Origin of the sequence: Cellulomonas sp. NTE-D12, from assembly GCF_027923705.1 — a bacterium.
Taxonomy (GTDB): Bacteria; Actinomycetota; Actinomycetes; order Actinomycetales; family Cellulomonadaceae; genus Cellulomonas.
This window is the reverse complement of sequence record NZ_AP026442.1, coordinates 3,434,883-3,455,432: the sequence shown is the minus strand read 5'-3', so window position 1 is coordinate 3,455,432 and position 20,550 is coordinate 3,434,883. Positions and strand designations below refer to the sequence as shown.

22 protein-coding genes and 1 riboswitch are annotated in these 20,550 nt (G+C 74.0%); of the genes, 9 read left to right on the top strand and 13 right to left on the bottom strand.

All coding sequences use genetic code 11. The annotated features are described in order from the left end of the window. Window positions 1–65: 65 nt before the first annotated feature. On the top strand, window positions 66–626 hold the full coding sequence (locus tag QMF98_RS16000) for a helix-turn-helix domain-containing protein (protein ID WP_337973906.1): 561 nt from the start codon (window positions 66–68) through the stop codon (window positions 624–626). Window positions 627–651: 25 nt separating this feature from the next. Here the strand turns inward: QMF98_RS16000 and QMF98_RS15995 are convergent, their stop codons facing one another. The 4 genes from QMF98_RS15995 to QMF98_RS15980 all read right to left on the bottom strand — a co-directional run bounded on the left by QMF98_RS15995 (window position 652) and on the right by QMF98_RS15980 (window position 3,081). Beyond that, a complete protein-coding gene (locus tag QMF98_RS15995; RefSeq protein ID WP_337973905.1) occupies window positions 652–1,401 on the bottom strand; it encodes a class I SAM-dependent methyltransferase in 750 nt (249 codons plus the stop codon). A gap of 67 nt (window positions 1,402–1,468) precedes the next feature. After that, on the bottom strand, window positions 1,469–2,014 hold the full coding sequence (locus tag QMF98_RS15990; protein ID WP_337973904.1) for a putative immunity protein: 546 nt from the start codon (window positions 2,012–2,014) through the stop codon (window positions 1,469–1,471). Window positions 2,015–2,072: 58 nt separating this feature from the next. Next, the gene (locus tag QMF98_RS15985) at window positions 2,073–2,792 is read right to left on the bottom strand and encodes a uracil-DNA glycosylase (RefSeq protein ID WP_337973903.1); all 720 of its coding nucleotides are present in this window, start codon (window positions 2,790–2,792) and stop codon (window positions 2,073–2,075) included. 31 nt (window positions 2,793–2,823) lie between these two features. Then, window positions 2,824–3,081 (bottom strand): hypothetical protein, encoded by a 258-nt coding sequence (locus tag QMF98_RS15980; RefSeq protein WP_337973902.1) that lies wholly within the window; start codon window positions 3,079–3,081, stop codon window positions 2,824–2,826. A gap of 451 nt (window positions 3,082–3,532) precedes the next feature. Then, a riboswitch (TPP riboswitch) is annotated at window positions 3,533–3,648 on the top strand. Between QMF98_RS15980 and QMF98_RS15975 the strand changes: the two genes are divergently transcribed. The 4 genes from QMF98_RS15975 (at window position 3,639) to thiD (ending at window position 7,481) form a co-directional block, all read left to right on the top strand. After that, entirely contained in the window at window positions 3,639–5,051 is a 1,413-nt protein-coding gene (locus tag QMF98_RS15975; RefSeq protein ID WP_337973901.1) for a purine-cytosine permease family protein, read from the top strand. Its footprint overlaps the riboswitch before it by 10 nt. Continuing rightward, window positions 5,048–5,854: a hydroxyethylthiazole kinase gene (thiM, locus tag QMF98_RS15970; RefSeq protein ID WP_337973900.1), complete on the top strand. Its 807-nt coding sequence runs from the start codon at window positions 5,048–5,050 to the stop codon at window positions 5,852–5,854. Before QMF98_RS15975 ends, thiM begins: the two co-directional genes overlap by 4 nt. Then, on the top strand, window positions 5,854–6,678 hold the full coding sequence (thiE, locus tag QMF98_RS15965; RefSeq protein ID WP_337973899.1) for a thiamine phosphate synthase: 825 nt from the start codon (window positions 5,854–5,856) through the stop codon (window positions 6,676–6,678). The genes thiM and thiE overlap by 1 nt, the downstream gene beginning before the upstream one ends. Beyond that, window positions 6,675–7,481, top strand: coding sequence for a bifunctional hydroxymethylpyrimidine kinase/phosphomethylpyrimidine kinase (gene thiD, locus QMF98_RS15960; RefSeq protein WP_337973898.1), 807 nt, complete (start codon window positions 6,675–6,677; stop codon window positions 7,479–7,481). The genes thiE and thiD overlap by 4 nt, the downstream gene beginning before the upstream one ends. A gap of 15 nt (window positions 7,482–7,496) precedes the next feature. Here the strand turns inward: thiD and QMF98_RS15955 are convergent, their stop codons facing one another. From QMF98_RS15955 to QMF98_RS15935, 5 genes are all read right to left on the bottom strand, one after another. Continuing rightward, complete coding sequence (locus QMF98_RS15955; protein ID WP_337973897.1) at window positions 7,497–7,922, bottom strand: hypothetical protein; 426 nt, start codon at window positions 7,920–7,922, stop codon at window positions 7,497–7,499. Window positions 7,923–8,003: 81 nt separating this feature from the next. Then, window positions 8,004–8,549 (bottom strand): TIGR00725 family protein, encoded by a 546-nt coding sequence (locus tag QMF98_RS15950; RefSeq protein WP_337973896.1) that lies wholly within the window; start codon window positions 8,547–8,549, stop codon window positions 8,004–8,006. Between the two features lie 3 nt (window positions 8,550–8,552). Then, on the bottom strand, window positions 8,553–9,170 hold the full coding sequence (locus QMF98_RS15945) for an L-threonylcarbamoyladenylate synthase (protein WP_337973895.1): 618 nt from the start codon (window positions 9,168–9,170) through the stop codon (window positions 8,553–8,555). 9 nt (window positions 9,171–9,179) lie between these two features. Continuing rightward, on the bottom strand, window positions 9,180–9,761 hold the full coding sequence (locus QMF98_RS15940; RefSeq protein WP_337973894.1) for a dihydrofolate reductase family protein: 582 nt from the start codon (window positions 9,759–9,761) through the stop codon (window positions 9,180–9,182). A 39-nt stretch (window positions 9,762–9,800) separates the two neighbouring features. Next, window positions 9,801–10,175 (bottom strand): nucleotide pyrophosphohydrolase, encoded by a 375-nt coding sequence (locus tag QMF98_RS15935; RefSeq protein WP_337973893.1) that lies wholly within the window; start codon window positions 10,173–10,175, stop codon window positions 9,801–9,803. A gap of 166 nt (window positions 10,176–10,341) precedes the next feature. On the opposite strand from QMF98_RS15935, the gene QMF98_RS15930 reads away from it, so the two are divergent. Both QMF98_RS15930 and QMF98_RS15925 read left to right on the top strand, forming a co-directional pair. After that, window positions 10,342–11,568 (top strand): sensor histidine kinase, encoded by a 1,227-nt coding sequence (locus QMF98_RS15930; protein WP_337973892.1) that lies wholly within the window; start codon window positions 10,342–10,344, stop codon window positions 11,566–11,568. Then, a complete protein-coding gene (locus tag QMF98_RS15925; RefSeq protein ID WP_337973891.1) occupies window positions 11,565–12,308 on the top strand; it encodes a response regulator in 744 nt (247 codons plus the stop codon). Before QMF98_RS15930 ends, QMF98_RS15925 begins: the two co-directional genes overlap by 4 nt. A 78-nt stretch (window positions 12,309–12,386) precedes the next feature. Here QMF98_RS15925 and QMF98_RS15920 read toward each other — a convergent pair whose 3' ends face one another. Continuing rightward, window positions 12,387–13,088, bottom strand: a complete 702-nt coding sequence (locus QMF98_RS15920; RefSeq protein ID WP_337973890.1) for a hypothetical protein — start codon at window positions 13,086–13,088, stop codon at window positions 12,387–12,389. A 233-nt stretch (window positions 13,089–13,321) separates the two neighbouring features. Here QMF98_RS15920 and QMF98_RS15915 point away from each other — a divergent pair, with 233 nt between their 5' ends. Then, window positions 13,322–14,068, top strand: a complete 747-nt coding sequence (locus QMF98_RS15915; RefSeq protein ID WP_337973889.1) for an ABC transporter ATP-binding protein — start codon at window positions 13,322–13,324, stop codon at window positions 14,066–14,068. Then, window positions 14,065–15,465, top strand: a complete 1,401-nt coding sequence (locus QMF98_RS15910; RefSeq protein ID WP_337973888.1) for an ABC transporter permease — start codon at window positions 14,065–14,067, stop codon at window positions 15,463–15,465. The genes QMF98_RS15915 and QMF98_RS15910 overlap by 4 nt, the downstream gene beginning before the upstream one ends. A gap of 320 nt (window positions 15,466–15,785) precedes the next feature. Here QMF98_RS15910 and QMF98_RS15905 read toward each other — a convergent pair whose 3' ends face one another. The 3 genes from QMF98_RS15905 to QMF98_RS15895 form a co-directional block, all read right to left on the bottom strand. Then, window positions 15,786–17,846, bottom strand: coding sequence for an elongation factor G (locus tag QMF98_RS15905; protein WP_337973887.1), 2,061 nt, complete (start codon window positions 17,844–17,846; stop codon window positions 15,786–15,788). Window positions 17,847–17,962: 116 nt separating this feature from the next. After that, window positions 17,963–18,940, bottom strand: coding sequence for an FKBP-type peptidyl-prolyl cis-trans isomerase (locus QMF98_RS15900; protein ID WP_337973886.1), 978 nt, complete (start codon window positions 18,938–18,940; stop codon window positions 17,963–17,965). 102 nt (window positions 18,941–19,042) lie between these two features. Continuing rightward, window positions 19,043–20,542, bottom strand: a complete 1,500-nt coding sequence (locus QMF98_RS15895; RefSeq protein WP_337973885.1) for an MATE family efflux transporter — start codon at window positions 20,540–20,542, stop codon at window positions 19,043–19,045. Window positions 20,543–20,550 lie beyond the last annotated feature (8 nt).

The following is a 20,550-nucleotide window of genomic DNA, read 5'->3' as shown; positions in this document are numbered from 1 at the left end:
GGTCGAGCATGGGTCCCCGGTACGCTGTTCGTCAAGACGAACGATCCGACCGATGGAGCGAACACGTGCCGGAGTCGCCCGAGACCCTCCAGCAGGCCATCGCCCGCTCGCTGCGCCGCGAGCGGACCCGCACCGGCTTGAGCCTCACCGAGCTGGCGCGCCGCGCCGGCGTCGCCAAGTCGACGCTGTCCCAGCTCGAGCAGGGGCAGGGCAACCCGAGCGTCGAGACGCTCTGGGCGCTGGGCGACGCGCTCGGCGTCCCGTTCTCCCGGCTGGTCGACCCGCCGTCGGGCCGCGTCGTCGTCATCCGCGCCGGGGAAGGGCCGGCCGTCCCCGCGACCGGTGCCGACTACGTCGCCACCCTGGTCGCCACGTGCCCGCCCGGCGCCCGCCGCGACGTGTACGTGGTGCACGCCGAGCCGGGGTCCAGCCGCGACTCCCACCCGCACGCCGACGGGATCATCGAGCACGTCGTGCTGGCGGCGGGCCGCGCGCTCGCCGGTCCCGCCGACGACCCCGTCGAGCTGGAGCCCGGTGACTACATCTCCTACCCGGGCGACGAGCCGCACGTGTTCACCGCCCACGTCCCCGGCACGTGGGCGGTGCTGATCAGCGAGCACGTCTGAGGGCTACTGCCGCGGCCTCGGCGCCCTACCGGCGCGCCTCGACCAGGTGCCGCGTCGAGTGCGCGACGAACGACCCGGTCCGCCGGATCTCGTCGTCCAGCTCCCGCAGCGTGTCGCGGTACCGGTCGACGGAGAAGTCGGGCACCCACCACACGCACTTGCGCAGCGTCCAGACGACGGCCCCGACGTCGAAGAACTCCATCCGGCACCGCGCCGTCCGCAGGCCCGTCACGGTGAGACCGGCCCGCTCGGCGTCGGCCATCTCCGTCCGCGGGTCCCGCGCTCGCGGCTGCTCAGGCAGCGGGCCGACGAAGCGCTCGATCAGCTCGAACGCCGATCCCGGACCCACGTGCTGGGCCAGGTAGCGGCCCTCGGGCACCAGCACGCGTCGGATCTCGTCCCAGGCCGGTCGCACCGGGTGGCGCGCGGTGACCAGCTCGAAGGACTCGTCGGCGAACGGCAGGGGATCGCCAGGCGTCGTCTCGTGGACCTCGACTCCACGGGGCCCGAGCAGCTCACGGGCTCGTCGGACGTTCGGCGGCCAGCCCTCCGTGACGCACATCCGCTCTGGCAGTCGGGGCGCCTCCGAGAGCACCTCGCCCCCACCGGTGTCGAGGTCGAGCGCGGACGAGACCCGCGCCAGCCGCTCGGCGAGCAGCCGCGAGTACCGCCACGGCGGCCGCTCCTCGGTGGCGCGGCCGTCCAGCCAGGCAAAGCTCCAGCCGGTGACGTCCGCCGACTCCGCCTCTGCCACGAGCTCGTCGAAGGTCCGCACGGGCCCATCGTCGGGTGCCGATCAGGTACCGACCAGCTGTTTGGCATTCCCCAAGGCCGCCTGCCGTCTAGCCCGAGCTGGTCGCGGCGAGACGCGTCTGCAGGTCGCGCAGGATCTGCCCGACCGGGCCCGACGTGAGGAGGCCGGGACCCAGCGGCCCGGACCGGTCCCGACCGGCGGGCGGCAGCGTGCGCAGCGCGGCGCGAACCTCCGGCGACATGTGGTCGAGCTGCCAGTCGAGCTCCTCCTCGGCGGCCTCGGGCCTGTCCGGCTGCGCAATGGCGACGGCGCGGGCGGCGTACGCCGCGGCACCCAGGGCGTGCGCGCCCATGTGGCAGACGGCGACCGCCTGACCCGCGGCCCGGGCGGCAGCCGCAGCGGCGGGAGCCGTGACCTCGCCCCGGCCGACGGTCCCGACGAACCGCCGGCGGATCTCCTCGGCGGCGCTGAGCTCCCCGCGGGCGTATGCACGGGTGCGCTCGACGAGTGCCCGTGGCCGGTCGTCGTCGGGCGCCTCGGCCTCGAAGATCGGCAGCACGTGCTCGGCACAGTCGGCGGCCCACGCGGCGACCGTGCGGCGCTCGGCCTCGCTCAGCGACTGCGGGGACGGCATCCGACCTCCTCCAGCGACACGGCGACAGCGGTCTCGAGCCTGGCCGCATGCGCGGCGCTCATTCCCCGCCCAGCTCCTTCGCCCGTTCCAGCACGGCGTCCAGCATCGCGGGCGTCAGCCGGCCGGTGAAGGTGTTCTGCTGGCTGACGTGGAAGCAGCCGACCAGCACCAGCGACGCATCGTCCCTGGTCAGCGTCAGCTCGGCACCGTGCCCGAACGCCGGCCGCGGCCTCGGCACCGCCCACCCCTGCTCGCTCAGCGTCGTCAGCACCGCCTGCCACCCGAACCCGCCGAGCACCACCAGCACCCGCGGCCGCACCAGCTCCAGCTCGCGGCCCAGCCACGGCGCGCACGTCCGCCGCTCCTCCGGCGCCGGCACGTTGGCCGGTGGGGCGCACCGGACCGGGGCCGTCATCCGGATGCCGGTGAGCACCAGCCCGTCGTCGGCGCTGATGCTGACCTGCTGGTTGGCCAGCCCGGCGCGGTGCATCGCCGCCACCAGGAAGTCGCCGGACCGGTCGCCGGTGAACATCCGACCCGTGCGGTTCGCGCCGTGCGCGGCGGGCGCCAGGCCGACCACCATGATCGGCGCGTGCGGGTCGCCGAACCCCGGCACGGGCCGCGCCCAGTACGTCTGGCCCCGGAACGCCGCCCGCGGCGCTGCCGCGACGGCCTCCCGCCAGGCGACCAGTCGCGGGCACGCCCGGCACTCGACCAGCGCGGCGTCGAGCTCGTCGAGGCTCCCCGCTGCCGCGCTCGCGGCCTGCACGTCGGTCACCCCCGCACGCTACGGCGCGACGACGACGCGCTTACGACCGACGCTTCGGGTGCCGCCAGTCCCAGACGATCAGCCCTTCGATCACCAGCACGGCCGCGACGACGGCGACGAACCACCCCGTGCCCCACGTCGCCTGGCCCAGCAGCGCGCCACCGGCGAGCGTGCCGACCTGGCGGAACAGCACGCTGGTGATGGGCACTCGCGCCGGGGCGGCTGCCTCGCTCTCCGCATCGGGCGCGGCCGGGGCCACCTTGCGCTCGCGGCCCGCGGGGGCCAGCTCGTCGTTCATCTGGGTACCTCTTCCGGTCGCGGCACTGCGCCTCGTCGTCCCATCATCCCGTCCCACGCACCCACCTCTGCGGGACCACCCGACTGGACAGGTGCCGCCCCGTGCGGGGGCGACCCTGGACGCGTGCCGAGCGGGCCGTACGCCCTGGTCAGGCCTCGGAGGAGGCGATCACTCCGCGGGCCGGCGCATTCGTCGGACGGCCTCTACCGACCGGCCCTGAGCCCTGAGGTCCAGCGAGACCGACCACCGCTGCGGCGCCGTACGCCTGGTGTACGTACACGAGGGGTACATGCCGAGATCCTGTGCCGAACCCGTCGTCGGCATGGGCCGAGGGAGCCCGTCGGCAGACCGACCGGTGCGCTCGACCCCGCCAGACCGGTGCAGCTCCGGTGCAGGACACCACCGGCTCCCGGGCGCAGGTGCTCGCCGCGCCAGGACAGGGGTACCGTCGCCTCGCACACACGGGAGCTCGGGCACGACCGGGCTGAGAGGGCGACATCCAGGCGTCGCCGACCGTACGAACCTGACCGGGTAATGCCGGCGTAGGGAGGCATTCGATGACAGCAGTTCAGGACCGTCCCACCGAGGCGCCGCTGACCCTCGAGGCACCGGCACCACGGGTGCTGGGGCTGGCCGACCAGCTGGGCCTGTGGGGCAACCTCGGCGTGAGCCTGCTCGGGTTCACCGGCGCGATCTTCGTGCTCGTGCCCGTCGCCGACCCCGGCATGTCGCTCGGCGCCGCGCTGGTCGCGGTGGTCGTCGGCACCGTGCTGGGGTCGCTCGGCATCGGGGCGATCGCGATCCCGGGCGCCCGGACCGGTGCGCCGTCGATGGTGCTGCTCCGCGGCCTGTTCGGCACCCGGGCGTCGTACGTGCCGACGGTGCTCAACATCGTCCAGCTGATCGGGTGGACCACGTTCGAGCTGGTCACCATCAGCACGGCGCTGAGCCAGCTGGCGCCGGGCGTGCCGCGCTGGGCCTATGCGGTGGCGGCAGGCGTGCTCAGCACCGCCCTCGCGCTGCGGCCGCTGGCGTGGATCCGCGTGCTGCGCAAGTACGTGACCATCGTCGTGATGGTGGCGCTGGCGTACCTGGCCGTGCAGCTGCTGCGGCACCCGCTGCCCGCGCTGAACGACGGCGGCTGGGACGGCTTCTGGGTGGCGGTGGACACCGTCATCGGCGTGACCGTCTCCTGGGTGCCGCTCGTGGCGGACTACGCCCGGCACTCGCACACGCCGCGCAAGGCGTTCGTCGGGACCTCCGTCGGCTACGCGGTGACGCAGTTCGCCTGCTACGCGCTGGGCCTGCTCGCCCTGGTCACGGTCGCCGGCCGGGACCCGGACAAGATCTTCGGCAGCTTCATCGCGGTGCCGCTGGGCGCCCTGGTGTTCGGCGTGCTGACCATCCGGGAGCTCGACCAGTCGTTCGCCGACACCTACTCCACCGCGGTCTCGGTGCAGAACCTGCGGCCCCGCTGGGACCGCCGCGTGCTGGCCCTGGTGATCGGCGCGGTGTCCACCGTCGCCGCCGTGGCCCTGAACATCGCGGACTACGAGAGCTTCCTGCTGCTGATCGGCTCGGTGTTCGTGCCGCTGCTCGGCGTGCTGCTGGTCGACTGGTTCTGGCTGCGCCGCGGGCGCTGGGACCTGTCCACGGGGAGCCGCACCCGGTGGGCGACGCTGATCGCCTGGGCTGCCGGGTTCGTCGCCTACCAGCTGGTCAACCCCGGTGCCCTGACGTGGTGGGTGCCCATCTGGTCGCACCTGGGCTCGACGCTGCACTTCACCGCGCCGAGCTGGCTGGGCGCCTCGCTGTTCTCCTTCGTGGTGGCCGGGGTGGTGGCTGCCCTGGTCAGCCCGCTGCTGCGGGGCCCCGCCGTGCCGGACGACCTGACGACGTACGACGAGACGCGCGACGAGGCACCCGCCGAGGCGGAGCTGGTCGCGCAGGACGAGGAGGGTGCTCGATGACCCGTCAGCCCGTGACCGCCGCTGCGGTCGGCGAGGCGCTCGAGGCGTTCCGCGACACGACACCGCTGGTGCAGTGCCTGACCAACATCGTCGTCGCGCAGTGGACCGCCAACCTGCTGCTCGCCGCCGGGGCGGCACCGGCCATGGTGGACAACCCGCACGAGGCCGGCGAGTTCGCCCGGATCGCCGGTGGCGTCCTGGTGAACCTGGGCACCCCGTACGACGACACCACCGACGGCATGCGCCTCGCTGCGGCCGCAGCGGCCGACGCCGGCACGCCGTGGGTGCTCGACCCGGTGGCCGCCGGCGGCCTGCGCTGGCGCACCGAGCTGGCGATCGAGCTGCTCGGCGCGTCGTCGCCGACGATCGTGCGTGGCAACGCCTCGGAGATCCTCGCGCTTGCCGGCGGGGCCGGCGGCAAGGGCGTCGACGCGACCGACTCGCCGGAGGCGGCGGCGGAGGTGGCGCGGTCTGTGGCGCGGGAGCGCGGGACCGTCGTGGCGGTCAGCGGGCCGACGGACCACCTCACCGACGGCGACCGCATGGTGCTGGTCAGCAACGGGCACGCGTGGCTGACGCGGGTCACCGGCGTCGGCTGCTCGCTCGGCGCGCTGATGGCCGGCTTCGCGGCCGCGGTCGACGACCCGCTGCTGGCGGCGACGGCGGCGACGGCGATGCTGACGGTCAGCGCCGACCACGCGGTGCTGACCACGCGCGGTCCCGGCGGGTTCGCCACGGCGCTGCTCGACGAGCTCAGCCTGCTGACGCCCGACACCCTGGCGGCTGAGGTGAAGCTGGGCTGATGGACGGCACCGGACCCCGGACCACCGGCGGCGGCCGCGCGCCGCTCGACCTGTCGGTCTACCTGATCACCGACACCGGCCAGTGCGGCGCCTTCGGCGTGCCGGCCACGGTCGCCGCGGCCGTCGCCGCGGGCGTCACGGTGGTGCAGCTGCGCGACCCGGACGCCGACGACGCCGACCTCGTCGTGCTCGGTCGCGCCCTGGTCGCCGAGCTGGCCGGTACCGGGGTCCCGCTCCTGGTCAACGACCGGGTGCACCTGGTCCAGGCGATCGGTGCCGACGGTGCCCACGTCGGCCAGGGCGACGCCGACGTGCTCGACGCCCGCGCCCTGCTCGGCCCGCACGCCTACCTGGGCCTGTCCGTGCAGACCGCGTCGCACGTCCAGACCGCCACCACCCTGCCGGCGGACGCCCTCGACTACCTCGGCGTCGGACCGGTGTGGCCCACCGGCTCGAAGCCGGACGCGGCACCGGCCAGCGGGCTGGAGCGGCTGCGCGAGCTGTCCGCCGCCAGCCCGTGGCCGTGCGTGGCGATCGGCGGGATCACGGTGGACCGCGTGCCGGCGGTGGCCGCGACCGGTGCCGCGGGGGTCGCGGTGATCAGTGCGATCTGCGGGCAGCCGGACGTCGGCGCCGCGGCACGGGCCCTGCGCGCGGCGTGGGACGGCGCGGTCGGCGCGGGTGCGGCGGAAGACGGTGCGCTCGGCGGGCATGCGGTCGGCGGGGGCGTGGTCGGTTCGGGTGCTGCCGGCTCCGGGCCGGACGACGCGGCCGCCGGACCCCACGCCTGGGCCGGGGTCCCCACCCAGAGGTTCGTGCTGTGAGCCGCCCACCGGTGGCGCTGACCATCGCCGGCAGCGACCCGTCCGGCGGTGCCGGGATCCAGGCCGACCTGAAGACCTTCAGCGCCCTCGGCGCGTTCGGCACCAGCGTGATCACGGCGCTCACCGCGCAGAGCACCGTCGGCGTCACCGGCGTGCACGTGGTGCCGCCGGAGTTCGTCGCGCAGCAGCTGGACACCCTGGTCGCGGACGTGCGGATCGATGCCGTGAAGATCGGCATGCTGGCCGATGCGGCGGTCGCGACCGCCGTCGGGCGCTTCCTCGAGGTGCACCGGCCGCCGATCGTCGTCCTCGACCCGGTCATGGTGGCCACCAGCGGCGACCGGCTCCTGGCCGACGACGCCGTCGAGGCCGTCCGGGCCCTGCTGCCGCTCGCCTCCGTCATCACGCCGAACCTCGGCGAGGCCGCCGTGCTGCTCGACGGCCCGGTGGCCCGCGACGTCGACGAGATGCGCGCGCAGGCCGCTGCGCTCCGCGGGCTCGGCGCCGAGCGGGTGCTGCTCAAGGGCGGTCACCTCGACGGCGAGACGGCGGTCGACGTCCTCGCCGAGCCCACCGGTTCGACGCTGCTCGAGGCGCCGCGCATCCCGACCCGGAACACCCACGGCACCGGCTGCACCCTCTCGTCGGCGCTCGCCGCGCTGCGACCGCAGCGGGACACGTGGCTCGACACGGCCCGGGACGCGAAGGCGTGGCTGACCGAGGCGCTGCGCCACGCCGACGAGCTGGAGATCGGTCACGGCCACGGCCCGGTGCACCACTTCCACGCCCTCTGGGCCGACTGACACCGACCGAAGGCGTCAGTCGAGCCGCCGCCAGAGCGCTGTCAGCTCGATCCCGGTGAGCCGCAGCTCCTCGTCCGTCATCTCGATCAGGACGGTCTCGCCGTCGAGGCACTGGACGATCAGGTCTGCGGCGCCGGTTCGTCCGATGACCGCGTCGGCGGAGTACGGAGCGAACCGGCAGAACGCGTCGACCAGACCGTGGTCGGACACGGGGACGAGGATGCCCGTCTGGCGACCAGGGGAGTGCTCGAGCAGGGCTGCACGGAACGGTTCCGCCGAGGCCTCGGTGCCGGGCATCTCGAAGGCGTCGATCGCCAGGTACGTGGGGCTCAGCACAAGCACGCGGCGCAGCAGCTGTGTGGTCGCGTCGGCGCCGAGGGTGGCGATGTCAGCGGCCCATGCGGGGATGCGCTCGCGGCGACGGAAGAGCCTGACGGCCATGTGGATCACCCCCTGGAATCCCGTCGACCGAATGATCGGCCGCGCGGAGGACCTTCGGGAAGTCCGGACGGTCAGCGCGCGTCACCCGTGCAGCTGCACCCCGTCGCGCCTGACCCTCAGCAGCCGGTCCAGCGTGGCCAGGGCCTCGTCGACCGTGCCGGCCTCGACCGGTCCCGGTACGCCGTCCTGCGCGGCGGAGGTACCGGCCACCGCCGGAGTCCACCCGTCCAGCGACACCACCGGAACACCGGTCCGGGTCGCCATCGCCACCTCGCTCAACGTGCCCCAGCTGCCGCCGACGGCGACCACCGCGTCGGCTGCCCGCACGATCAGCCCGTTGCGCAGCTCGCCCAGCCCGGTGGCCAGGGCGATCGTCACCCACGGGTTCGCGGCGTGCCGGTCGTCGCCGGGCAGGATCCCGACGACCACCCCGCCGGACTCCGTCGCCCCCCGGGCGACGGCTGCCATCACCCCGTCGCCACCGCCGCAGAGCACCACGTCACCACGCTCCGCCAGCGCCCGGCCCAGCCGCTCGGCCACGTCCTGCTGCACGCGGGTGCACACCGACGGACCCACCACCGCGACGTAGCGCCCGGATCGGCTCTCGTCGTCGGTCGCGTGGCGCATCGATCAGAACCGGTCGGGGTCGCCCGCGCCGACGCGGACGATCTCGGGCTCGCCGGACGTCCAGTCGACCACCGTGGTCGGGGTGGTGCCGCAGTCGCCGCCGTCCACCACGGCGTCGACCAGGTCGTCCAGCTCCTCCTTGACCTGCCACCCCTCGGTCAGCGGCCACTCCGTGCCCGGCATCAGCAGGGACGACGACAGCAGCGGCTCGCCCAGCTCGTGCAGGATCGCCAGCGCGACCGGGTGGTCCGGGATGCGCACGCCGACCGACCGCTTCTTGGCGTGCGCCAGCCGCCGCGGCACCTCGGGGGTCGCCTTGAGGATGAACGTGTAGGGGCCGGGTGTCGCCGCTTTGATCGCCCGGAACTCGTTGTTGTCCAGGTGCACCAGCTGCCCCAGCTGCGCGAAGTCGGCGCACATCAGCGTGAAGTGGTGCTGGTCGTCGAGGTGCCGGATGCGGCGGATGCGCTCGGCACCGTCGTGGTTGTCCAACCGGGCGCCGAGGGCGTACATCGAGTCGGTCGGGTACGCGATCAGGGCGTCGTCGCGGAGCATCGCCACCACCTGTGCGATCAGCCGCGGCTGCGGGGTGGTGGGGTGGACGTCCAGGTAGCGGGCCACGGCGTCAGGCTAGGCCGGGCTGGGGCCGCCGGCCACGGGGCCCGGCGTGCGGCGGTACCGCTCGTAGACGACGCGGTTGGCGAAGGTCCGGGTCTCGACGAGGTCCAGCTCGATGCGCTGCGCCACCGCCGGCAGGTACGGGTTGCCGCCGCCCACCACGACGGGGTTGCGGAACATCCAGAACTCGTCGACCAGCCCCAGCTCGACGGCCTGTCGAGCCAGACCGGGGCCGCCGATCGCGACGTGCTTGTCCGTGGCGGCCCGGGCAGCGGCGACCTCCTCGGCCAGCGATCCCGTCGCGAGGCGGGCGTTGCCCTGCACGCTGGTCAGCGTGCGGCTGAAGACGACCTTCGGCAGGGCCGTCCACGCATCGGCGAAGGCGCTCTGCAGCTCGTCGTCCCGCATCGACGGGTCCGTCTCCCAGACCAGCATCGTCTCGTAGAGCTTGCGGCCGCACAGGTGCACGCCCAGGCTGCGCACCTCCTCGAGGTGCACCGTGAACTGCTCGTCGGTCGGCACGGACCACTGGAAGTCGCCGTCCCGGTCCGCGGTGAACCCGTCGACCGAGACGCCCATCGAGTAGATCAGCATGGGTCACGCTAGGCAGGCGGCACGCCCGCTGTCACGGCCTCAGCGCTTGTCCGGCGCGACGCCCCGCACCTGGTCGGCGACGAACCGGCGGTGGTTCAGCGCCAGCTTGGCGCGCGTCGTCTCGCCGAGGTCGACGCCCAGCACGTCCGCCAGCCGCAGCAGGTAGATCAGCACGTCGGCCATCTCCTCGCCAGCGCGGGCCTGCCGCTGGGGGTCGGCGGTGAACCGCTGCGCAGCGGCGTCGGCCGGCACCCACTGGAACAGCTCCGCGAGCTCGCCGACCTCGCCCATCACGGCCAGCACCAGCGACTTCGGGTCGTGGAACTGCTCCCAGTCCCGCTCGGTGCTGAACTCGCGCACCAGACGGGTCAGCTCGGCGATCTCCCGCTCGTCGTCCACTCGCTCGTCGTCCACCCGGCCATCCTGCCCGCGGGCCGGCGAGATGAGCACTTCGCACCGAGACGAGCACATCAAAGTGCTCACCTCGGTGCGGAAGTGCTCATCTCGGCGCGTACCCGGCGGGGCCGCCTCGTCCAGCCGGAGGATCCGCCGCACCCGCTCGCGGCTCTAGGGTTCGGGCGTGAGCACGGGGGTGTCGTCGGGGAGCCGGTTGTACCGGTGGCTGCGCGTGCACGTGCTGCCCGTCGACGCGCTGATCGCGGCGGTGATCAGCCTGTTCGCCGTGCTGCCCTTCGTCGCGGTCGCCCTCCGGCAGCCGTCCATCGACCGCGTCGCCACGGCCGCCGTCTCGGTGGGACTGGTGCTGCCGCTGGTGTGGCGGCGCACGCGTCCCGTGCCGGCGGCCGCCGTGATGGTGGTCGTCTGCCTGGTGCAGCTGTTCTCCGGCATGGGCGTGGTGGTGGGGCAGGTCGCGGTGCTGCTGATGGTCGCGGCTCTCGCGGCGCACGCCCCGCGGTGGGCGTCGCGCGCCGGGCTGACCATCGCGATCCTCGGCATGGCCGGGCTGGCGGTGCGCGGCCACCTGGTGGCGACGTCGGCCGAGACCCCGCTGGCGCGGCTGACCATCGCCCTGCTCGGGTGGTCGATGGTGGTCGCCGCGTGGCTGTTCGGCGACCTGACGCGGAGCCGGATCGCGGAGCGGCAGGCCCTCGCGGACCGCGCCGAGCGGCTCGAGCACGAGCAGGCCCAGGCGCGGGAGCTCGCGGCGGCGGAGGAGCGGGCCCGCATCGTGCGGGAGCTGCACGACGTGATCGCCCACTCGTTGTCCATCGTCGTGCGCCAGGCCGACGGCGCCCGGTACGCCGCCGGTTCCCCGCCCGGACCGACCACCGACGCACTCGAGGCGATCGCCTCCACCGCGCGGGGCTCGCTGGCCGAGCTGCGCCGGCTGTTCGGCGTGCTCAGCTCCGAGGCGCCGGACCAGCCGCCCACAGCCCCGACGCCGGGGGTCGCCGACCTGGACACCCTGGTCGCCCAGGTGCGCGGTGCCGGCGTGGAGGTGGTGCTGCACCGCGACGGTGAGCCGCCCACCGACCTGCCGGCCGGTGCGCAGCTGGTGCTCTACCGGGTGGTGCAGGAGAGCCTGACCAACGTGCTCAAGCACGCCGGTCCGGGTACCCGGGCGGACGTGCAGGTGCGCTGGACCGAGGTGGCCGCGGACGTGACGGTGCACGACACGGGTCCGGGGCTGCGGCACGACGGCGACGGCATCGGCCGCGGTCTGCGGGGCATGCGCGAGCGGCTCGCGATGTACGACGGTGAGGTCAGCATCGGTGACGCCCCGAGCGGCGGGGTGGTGGTGCACGCCCGGCTGCCGCTGGCCGGGGTGCGGGGGGAGAACGAGTGAGCGAGACACCGGCGGCCGTGCCGCCGATCCGCGTCGCGGTGGTGGACGACCAGTCGTTGATCCGCAGCGGCCTGACGATGCTGATCGGCTCCCAGCCGGACCTGCGCGTGGTGGCCGAGGCGGGCGACGGCGTCCAGGCGCTCAGCCTGCTGGCGCGCACGCCGGCCGACGTGGTGCTGATGGACGTGCGGATGCCCCGGCTGGACGGCCTCGAGGCCACCCGGCGGCTGCTGGCTGCACCGCCCCCGGTGCCGCGCGTCGTCATGCTCACCACGTTCGACCTGGACGAGTACGTGCTCGCGGCCATCCGGGTCGGCGCCAGTGGGTTCCTGCTCAAGGACGCCGACCCCGAGCAGCTGCTCGACGCGATCCGCGTGGTGCACCGCGGCGACGCCGTCATCGCCCCGGGCATGACCCGGCGGCTGCTGGACCACGTCGCGCCCCTGCTCGGCGCCCCGCCGGCCACCCCCGACACCGACCTGGCCCGCCGCATCGCCGCCCTCTCGGCACGCGAGCACGAGGTGTTCCTGCTGATGGCCGCGGCCCGGTCCAACTCGGAGATCGCCACCGAGCTGTTCCTCTCCGAGACCACGGTGAAGACCCACGTCGCCCACGTCCTGGACAAGCTGGGCGCCCGGGACCGCGTGCAGGCCGCCGTCCTGGCCTACGAGGCCGGGGTGGTCACCCCGGGCGAGCGGACCGCCGTGATCGACCCGCCGCCGGCTCGTCCGGAGGGATGACCCCCGAGGTCCCGAGACCCCACCGGGCCTCAGGGAGAACCCGGACCGCTCAGGCCGGGCTCACCCCGAGGAGACGTGCTAGGCCGGGCTGACCCGGATGGAGTGGATCGGTGAGCCCGGCAGCTCGCTGTCGTGGCCGGCGACGAAGCCCACGTCGATGCGGTACCCGTCCGTGGTCAGGTAGCTGTACGTGATCTCCGTGCCCCACCCGCCCGTCCGGTTGTCCGCGCCGAGCTGCTGTTCCACGTCCGTCGCCGTCTGGTCCCACGTCAGCCCCAGCGGGAGCATGCCCGGATACGCGCGGAAGTTCGTCTCCGCACCCGGGTAGCCCAGGGCGTTCTCGTCGTTGAAGAGGGTCACGGCCACCACCGCCCCGGCGGCGTCCGGTGTCAGCTGGAACCCCTGCGACTGCACGTTCACGTCGGTGTCCCACGTGCGGCCGAGCTGCTGCGTGTACGCCTGCAGGTCGGGATCGCTCCACACGTTGCGGCCCAGCGCCCACTGCCAGATCTCACCGGCAGCGACCGGCGTCTCGGTGGTCGGTTCAGGGGTGGGCTCGGGTATGGGCAGCGGCGGCTCGGGCGTCGGTTCAGGTGTCGGTTCCGGCGGCAGGGTGGTGCTCTCGTCGGGCGACGGGGTGGGGCTGTGCGTCGGCCCGGCGGTGTGCGTGGAGAACGTCGGTGTCGGCGGCGGGGGCGGCGGCGGTCCGTCGCAGGCGGCGAGCAGACCGACGGTGAGAACGGCTGCGGCGGACGTGCTGATCGCGACGAGCTTCCTCATGAGGCCCCCAGCCCTTCGAGCAAGCGCTCCTTCCAGTCTCTTCTGACCGGCTCCCCGCGGACCCGTCGGTCCCGGATTCACCCGTCCCCGACCCTGAGCGCCGTGCGCGCGGCGGGGCTGGAGCTGCCACCCGACGGGCGGTCGACGGCTCGTCCCGGAGGATGAGCGCCGGCTGTGAGGATCGGCCCGCAGGCCGATCCGCCGGACCCGGCCCCGTCCGTACGTTCGAGCCCATGACCAGCACCTCTGTCCACACCTTCGCGCCGCCGGCGATCAGCGCTCGCGGGCTGTCCAAGACGTTCGGCTCCGGCGAGACCACCGTGCACGCCCTCCGCAACCTCGACCTCGACATCGAGCGCGGCCGCATCACGGCGATCATGGGCCGCTCCGGCTCCGGCAAGTCGACCCTGCTGCAGATGCTCGCCGGCCTGGACCGGCCGACGTCCGGCAGCGTCCGCCTCGGCGGGGACGACATCACCGGTCTCGGCGACGACGAGCTGACCCGCCTGCGCCGTACCCGGATGGGCTTCGTGTTCCAGGCCTTCAACCTCCTGCCGGCCCTCGACGCCCGCGAGAACATCGAGCTGCCGTTCCGGCTGGCCGGCCGGCAGATCGACCTCAACACCCGCGGCTGGATCGAGCAGCTGATCGAGCGCCTCGGCCTCGGCCCGCGGCTCACCCACCGCCCCTCCGAGCTGTCCGGCGGTCAGCAGCAGCGCGTGGCGATCGCCCGTGCGCTGGCCACCCACCCGGACGTCGTCTTCGCCGACGAGCCGACGGGCGCGCTCGACTCCGCGACCAGCGCGGACGTGCTCGACCTGCTGGCGGCGCTGGCCCGCGAGGAGGGCCAGACGGTGGTGCTGGTGACGCACGACGACGACGCGGCGCGCCGTGCCGAGCGCGTGGTGCGCCTGGAGGACGGCCGGATCGAGGACGACGTGCTCAACCCCGTCGCGGCCGGTGCGCAGGTGCGGCGATGACCGCCTGGGCCCTGCGCGAGCTGCGCAGGTCCGCCGGCCGGTACGCGGCCAGCGTCGCGGTGGTGGCGGTGGTGACCACGTTCGCCGTGCTGCTGATCACCGCGATCGGCGCCTTCACGGACGCGGCTCGCGCGCAGGGGGCCGACGTCGGGACCACCAAGGCGGTCCTCGAGGTGGTCGGCGGGGTGTTCCTCGGCATCGCGGTGACCGTCGCCGTGATCGTCGTCTCCAACACCTTCTCGACCATCGCGGCGGGTCGGATCAAGGACATCGCCGTGCTGCGGCTGATCGGCGCGACGGGCAAGCAGGTGCGGCGCACGGCTCTGGTGGACGGCACGGCCGTCGGCGTGGTCGGTGCCGTGACCGGCATCGGCGCCGGACTCGGTCTGGGGGCGATCGGCGTGGAGCTCATGCGGTCGTGGGCGCACCTGACCGTGTCGTTCCCCTGGTCGGTGCAGCTGGTCGTCGTGCCGTTCGGCGGTGCGCTGGTCGCCACCGTGCTCGCCGCCATCGTCGGCGTGCGGGAGGTGTCCGGCGTCTCCCCGTCGGAGGCCGCCCGGTCGCTGCCGGAGGGTCGGCCGGTGAGCAACGCCGTGCGACGTCGGCGCATCGCCGCCGGCGTGGTGCTCGGCGGCCTGGGGCTGGCGCTCCTGGTGTGCGGCGTGCTCGTCGGCTACGCGATGCCGCCGCTCGGGTTGATGATCTCCTTCTTCGGTGGGCTGCTCACCAGCATCGGCGTGGTCCTCGCGGCACCCGTGATCCTGCCGCCGCTCGTGTCCCTCGTCGCCCGGCTGGCGCCCCGCGCCGCCGCCCCGCGGCTCGCCGCGGCGAACCTGCGCCACGACGCCGTGCGGACGTCCCGCACCGTCCTTGCCGTGATGATCGGCGTCACGGTGCTCACGATGTTCCAGGTGGCCGGGCAGATGGCCGTCACCTCCTTCCGGGCCTACGCCGGACCGGCGCAGGACCTCGAGCAGGTGCAGCAGGCCATCCGCGGCATGCTCGTCGCCGTCGACACCCTGACGTCGTTCTCGGTGGTGGTGGCCGCGATCGGCCTGGCCAGCACGCTGGCGATCAGCGTGCTGCAGCGGCGTCGCGAGCTCGGCACGCTCCGAGCGGTCGGGTTCACCGGCGGGCAGGCGCGGTCGATGCTGCTGACGGAGAGCCTGCTGGTCGCGGGGACCGGGGCGGTCGGAGGCGTGGTGCTGGGCAGCCTCTTCGGGTGGGTCGGGGCGGTGTCCGCGTACGGCAAGTACGCCGACCGCACCCTCCAGCTGCCGGGGCTGTTCGTCCTGGCCGTCGCCGCCGGCGCCCTGCTGCTCGGCGTGGTGGCGTCCCTTGTGCCCGGTCGTCGCGCCAGCCGCGTCCCCCCGGCGGTGGCGCTGATGGACATCTGACCCCCCAGGCCGGGCCGGGGCTGGGTCTGACGCCCAGGGTCCCTGCCGAGATGGGCACATCCACTCCAGCTGGGCACCTTCATGTGCCCCTCTCGCGAGGATGTGCCCATCTCGGGGGAAGGGGGCAGGTGGCAGGGGCAGGTGGCGGGGCGCGGGGAGGCAGGGGGCTCCCCGCGCCGGCGCACGTCCGCCCGGGTCGGCTCGTGGAGGGACGGCCGGCCCGGGCGGAGGTGGGTGTGCCCGACGACGAGGTCCGACGACGGGTCCGACGACGGGGCTGACGTCGGCGACCGGCGTCGGTGCGTCGGTGGATCAGCTGGTCAGGCAGGCACCAGGTGGCTCGGCAGCACGTCGAAGTGGTCCGGCTCGATGGTGAGGTCCGCCCGGCCGCCGGTCAGCGACCGCAGGTCCAGCACGTACCGGCTCAGCTCCGACTCGGGCACCAGCGCCTCGATCCGCACGGTGCCGTCGTCCAGCGACTCGGTGTCGGCGATGCGCCCACGCCGCGTGGACAGGTCGCCCATCACGTCGCCCTGCACGGACGTCGGCACGGTGACGGCGATCCGGCTGACCGGCTCCAGCACCACGGACCCCGCGGCGAGCAGCGCCTCCTTCACGCCGAGCGCGGACGCCGTCCGGAACGCCATGTCGGAGGAGTCCACCGGGTGCGACTTGCCGTCGAACACCTCGACCCGCAGGTCGACGATCGGGTGGCCGTGGGGTCCGCCCGCCGCCATGCCCTCGGTGACGCCGCGGTGCACGGCCGCCATGAAGTTGCGCGGGATGGCGCCGCCCACCACCGAGTCGACGAACTCGTAGCCGGTGCCGCGCGGCAGCGGCGAGACCCGCATGTTCACCACGGCGTACTGACCGTGACCGCCGGACTGCTTCTTGACCTTGCCCTCCACCTCGACGGTGCCGGCGATGGTCTCCTGGTAGCCCACCGGCACGGGCGACGTGGTGACGTTGACGTTGAACACCCGGGACAGCCGCTCGAGCGCGACCGTCAGGTGCGTGTCGCCCAGGCCGCGCAGCACCGTGCGGTCGCCGGTGCGGTCGATGGTCAGCGTCGGGTCCTCGGCCACCAGCCGGGACAGGGCGGCCGAGAGCCGGTCGTCGTCGGACTGCGTCACCGGTTCGAGGGCCAGGCCGTAGACGGCCTGCCGCGACCTCGTCGGACGCGCCCGCAGCGCCGTCCCACCAGGGGCTCCGCGGCCGGCGAGCAGCGAGCCCGACGGCGTGCCCGTCAGCTTCGCCACCGCCGCGACCTCACCGGCGCGCACTGCGTCGACCGGCAGGTGCTCCTTGCCGCGCAGCCGGAACAGGCCGGGCAGGCGCTCCTCGGCGCCGGTGGTGGTGTTGGTCAGCTTGTCGCCGGCGTGCACCGTGCCGGACAGGACGCGGAACAGGGTCACCTGCCCGACGAACGGGTCGGCCATGGTCCGGAAGGCGTGCACCAGCACCGGCCCTGCGGGGTCGGGGGCCACCTCCACCTCGGTCTCGCCGGCCAGCACCGTGGCCACCGACTCGGTGGGCACGGGGCTGAGCTCGCACACCAGGTCGGCCAGGCGGTCGATGCCCACCTCGGTGATCCCGGAGGCGACCAGCACGGGGAACGCCTCGCCCTCGCGCACCTCGTGGGCCAGGGTCTTCTCCAGCTCGGCGACGGTCGGCACCTCGCCGCCCAGGTACGCCTCGAGCTGCTCGTCGTCGTGGGAGACGATCTCCTCGGTGACCTCCTCGTGCAGGCGGTGCTCCTCGTCGGCCACCTGCTGCGGGATCGCCTGGTTGTGGTGCCGGCCGTCCGGGTCGTACGCGTAGCCCTCCTCGGCCAGCACGTCGGCGACGCCCGCGAAGCCGGACTCCTCGCCGAGCGGCAGCTCCAGCGGCACCAGCCCGTCGCCGAACTGCTCGCGCAGCTGGTCGAGCACGTGGTGGAAGTCGGCGCGGGTCTTGTCCTCCTTGGTGATGACGAACATCCGCGGCACCCCGGCCGCCGCGGCGGCCTTCCACGCGAGGTGGGTGCCGGCCTGCACGCCGTCCACTGCGCTGACCACGATCAGGGCCATGTCGGCGGCCGTCAGCGCGGCGTCGACCGCGCCGGCGAAGTCGAGGTAGCCGGGGGTGTCCAGCAGGGTGAGGTCGTAGGTGTGCCCGTCGTCGGCGGCCCACGTCAGGGGCACGGCCGAGAGGGTCAGGGAGATGCCGCGGGCGATCTCCTCGGGCTCGTGGTCGGAGACGGTCGACCCGTCCTCCACCTTCCCCGGCCTGGTCAGCACGCCGCCGCGATGCAGCAGCGCTTCGACGAGGGTGGTCTTGCCGGCACCACTGGCGCCGAGCAGCGCCACGGTGCGGACTCTGGGCGACGTTGCCTGGTCCATGTCGTCTCCAACGGTGGAGCGGTTCGTCCGGCCAGGCTAATGAACGAACGCCCCCGGCGACAGGACCGGGGTCCCTGGCGCCGGGGGCGTACGAACGATTGAGACGGAGGTGCTGATCAGCCCGCCGCGAGGATGTCGACGACGAACACGAGCGTCGAGTTGGCCGGGATGCTGCCCTGCGCCTTGTCCCCGTAGCCGAGGTCCGGCGGGATGACCAGCAGCACCTGGCTGCCGACCTTCTGGCCCACCAGGCCCTGGTCCCAGCCCTTGATCACCTGGTTCTGGCCGATGGTCAGGCCGGACAGCGGGGTGCCCTTGGTCCACGACGAGTCGAACGGCGTGCCGTCCCACAGCCAGCCGGAGTACTGCACAGTGATCGACTGCCCGGAGGCGACCGTCGCGCCGCTGCCCTGGATCAGGGGCTGCACGACGAGGGAGGTCGGGGCGGCCGTCTTGACGGGGGTCAGCGTCGGGGCGCCCTTGTCGTCGAGCTTGACCGTCGGCAGGCCGGCCGGCGGGGTGACCGCGGCGCCGGCGGCGCGCGAGGGGACGGTGCCGATCACGTCGATGACGCCGACGATCGTCGAGCCGGAGCTGGTCGACGGCACGGCCATCAGCACGCGCGCACCGACCTTCGAGGTGCTCAGGGCCTTGTACAGGTCCGCGTTGAGGCCGGTGCTGCTGATCGCGACCGTCTCCGGTGCGGCGCCGTAGCTGCTCTGACCCTCGGTGCCGTCCGACCCCTGCACCGCCACGCTGTGGAACTGGATGATCATGCCGTCCGCCAGCGCGGCACCCGTGCCGGGCGACAGGAGCTTGACCACCGGGCCGCTGACGGTGAACGGCTTGGACGGCAGCGTGATGGTCGGCTTGCTGCTGGCGTCGCCGGTGACGGTGATCTTGTCGACGGCGGCGAAGTCCGCCGGGCTGGCCGTGGCGGCGCCCGTCGCGGCTGCGGTCGGCGCGCTGGTCGCCGACGGGCTCGCGGTGGACTTCGCGGAGCTGTTGCCGCTGCACGCAGCCAGGCCACCGAGGCCGATGGTGAGGGCGAGCGCGGCGGCGACGGCGCTCCGGACGGCTGTGGTGCGACGCACAGGAGGGCTCCGGTCGGGTTGGGTTGGCGCGCCCGGGTCGGGAGCGACCCGTGCACGGTACGCGACGAGCCTGGGAGTCGGCCGGGCCGACCGTCCTGCGGGCTACAGCGGCAGCGCCTGCTCGCGCAGCAGCGCCTCCTCCGACGCCGCCTCGACCACGGCGTCGGGCGGCACCGCGGCCTCCTCGAGGACGGCGCGCGCCGGCCGCGGAGTGGGGACGACGGGGTCGACCGCCGCCCGCTCGAGCAGCGCGTCGTCGCGCGGCGGCGTGCGCGGGTCCACCAACCGGCGGCGCTCGTGCTGGTAGGCCCACGTCAGCGGGATCAGCGCGGCGACCCAGGCGAGCGGCGAGGCGAGGCACGCGCCGAGGAAGCCGAGCGGCCCGGTGAGCAGCAGCGCGGCCAGCACGCGCGTGATCAGCTCCATCACGCCCGCCGTCGTCGGGATCACGGTGCGACCCAGCCCCTGCAGGGTGCCGCGCTGCACGAACAGCATGCCGAGCAGCGCGTACGGGATGCCGTTGGACACCAGGTAGATCTGCGCCAGCTGCACCACGTGCTCCTGGCCCTGCCCGACGAACAGCCGCACCAGCCACGGCCCGGCCAGGATGTTCACGGCACCGACCGCGACGGCGAACCCCGCCGACATCAGGCACGTCTGGGCGACGCCCACCCGGATGCGGTGGTAGAGCCGGGCGCCGTGGTTCTGCGCCGCGAACGTGGCCATGGCCAACCCGAACGACTGCAGCGGCGCGATGGCCAGCGCGTCCACCCGTCCGGCAGCCGTGAAGGCAGCCACCGCCGGGGCGCCCAGCCGGTTCAGCGCGTACTGCAGCACCAGCGTGCCGAGCGCGATGATCGACATCTGGAAGCCCATCGGCAGCCCCAGCCGCAGCGGCTCGAGCAGCTCGGCACGGGTCAGCCGGAAGTCCTCGCGGTGCAGGTGCAGGATCGGCATCCGCGCCCGGATCAGCCACAGGCACGCCAGCACGGACGTCAGCTGCGCGGTGATCGTGGCGAGCGCGGCACCGGCGACGCCCATCCGCAGGCCGCTGACGAACGCCCACACCAGCAGCACGTTGAGCACGCAGGACAGCACCAGGAAGACGAGCGGCGTCCGGCTGTCGCCCAGCGCCCGGATGGTGTTCGACAGGAAGTTGAACGCCACCATCGCGGTGCAGCCCCAGAACGTCACCACGATGAAGGTGGTCGCATCCTGGCGGATCTCCGGCGGCGTGCGCATCACCACCAGCAGCCACGGCGTGATGGTGGTGGCCACCGCGGTCAGCAGCACGGCCGCGGCCGCCGTCAGGATGGCGCCGGCGGCGACCGAGCGGCGCACCCCGCGCTCGTCGCGCGCCCCGAAGGCGTGCGCGGTGGGGATGGCGAAGCCCGACGACATGCCCCAGGTGAAGCCCAGCAGCAGGAACTGCAGCCCGCCGGTGGAGCCGACGGCCGCGAGCGCGTCCACGCCGATGGTGCGGCCGACGACGAAGGCGTCGGCGAAGCCGTAGAGCTGCTGGAACACGTTGCCGATGAGCAGCGGGACGGTGAAGGCGATGATCAGGCGGGCCGGGCGACCGGAGGTCAGGGCAGTGGGCACAGGGGTGC

Bases quoted from the DNA above. Each gene is read 5' to 3' on its own strand.
- QMF98_RS15950 (WP_337973896.1), bottom strand. From the start codon at position 8,549: ATGCGCCACGCGACCGACGACGAGAGCCGATCCGGGCGCTACGTCGCG.
- QMF98_RS15905 (WP_337973887.1), bottom strand. From the start codon at position 17,846: ATGGACCAGGCAACGTCGCCCAGAGTCCGCACCGTGGCGCTGCTCGGC.
- QMF98_RS15955 (WP_337973897.1), bottom strand. From the start codon at position 7,922: ATGGCCGTCAGGCTCTTCCGTCGCCGCGAGCGCATCCCCGCATGGGCC.
- QMF98_RS15980 (WP_337973902.1), bottom strand. From the start codon at position 3,081: ATGAACGACGAGCTGGCCCCCGCGGGCCGCGAGCGCAAGGTGGCCCCG.
- QMF98_RS15910 (WP_337973888.1), top strand. From the start codon at position 14,065: ATGACCGCCTGGGCCCTGCGCGAGCTGCGCAGGTCCGCCGGCCGGTAC.
- QMF98_RS15990 (WP_337973904.1), bottom strand. From the start codon at position 2,014: ATGCCGTCCCCGCAGTCGCTGAGCGAGGCCGAGCGCCGCACGGTCGCC.
- QMF98_RS15920 (WP_337973890.1), bottom strand. From the start codon at position 13,088: ATGAGGAAGCTCGTCGCGATCAGCACGTCCGCCGCAGCCGTTCTCACC.
- thiM (WP_337973900.1), top strand. From the start codon at position 5,048: ATGACCCGTCAGCCCGTGACCGCCGCTGCGGTCGGCGAGGCGCTCGAG.
- QMF98_RS15975 (WP_337973901.1), top strand. From the start codon at position 3,639: ATGACAGCAGTTCAGGACCGTCCCACCGAGGCGCCGCTGACCCTCGAG.
- QMF98_RS15940 (WP_337973894.1), bottom strand. From the start codon at position 9,761: ATGCTGATCTACTCGATGGGCGTCTCGGTCGACGGGTTCACCGCGGAC.
- thiE (WP_337973899.1), top strand. From the start codon at position 5,854: ATGGACGGCACCGGACCCCGGACCACCGGCGGCGGCCGCGCGCCGCTC.
- QMF98_RS15915 (WP_337973889.1), top strand. From the start codon at position 13,322: ATGACCAGCACCTCTGTCCACACCTTCGCGCCGCCGGCGATCAGCGCT.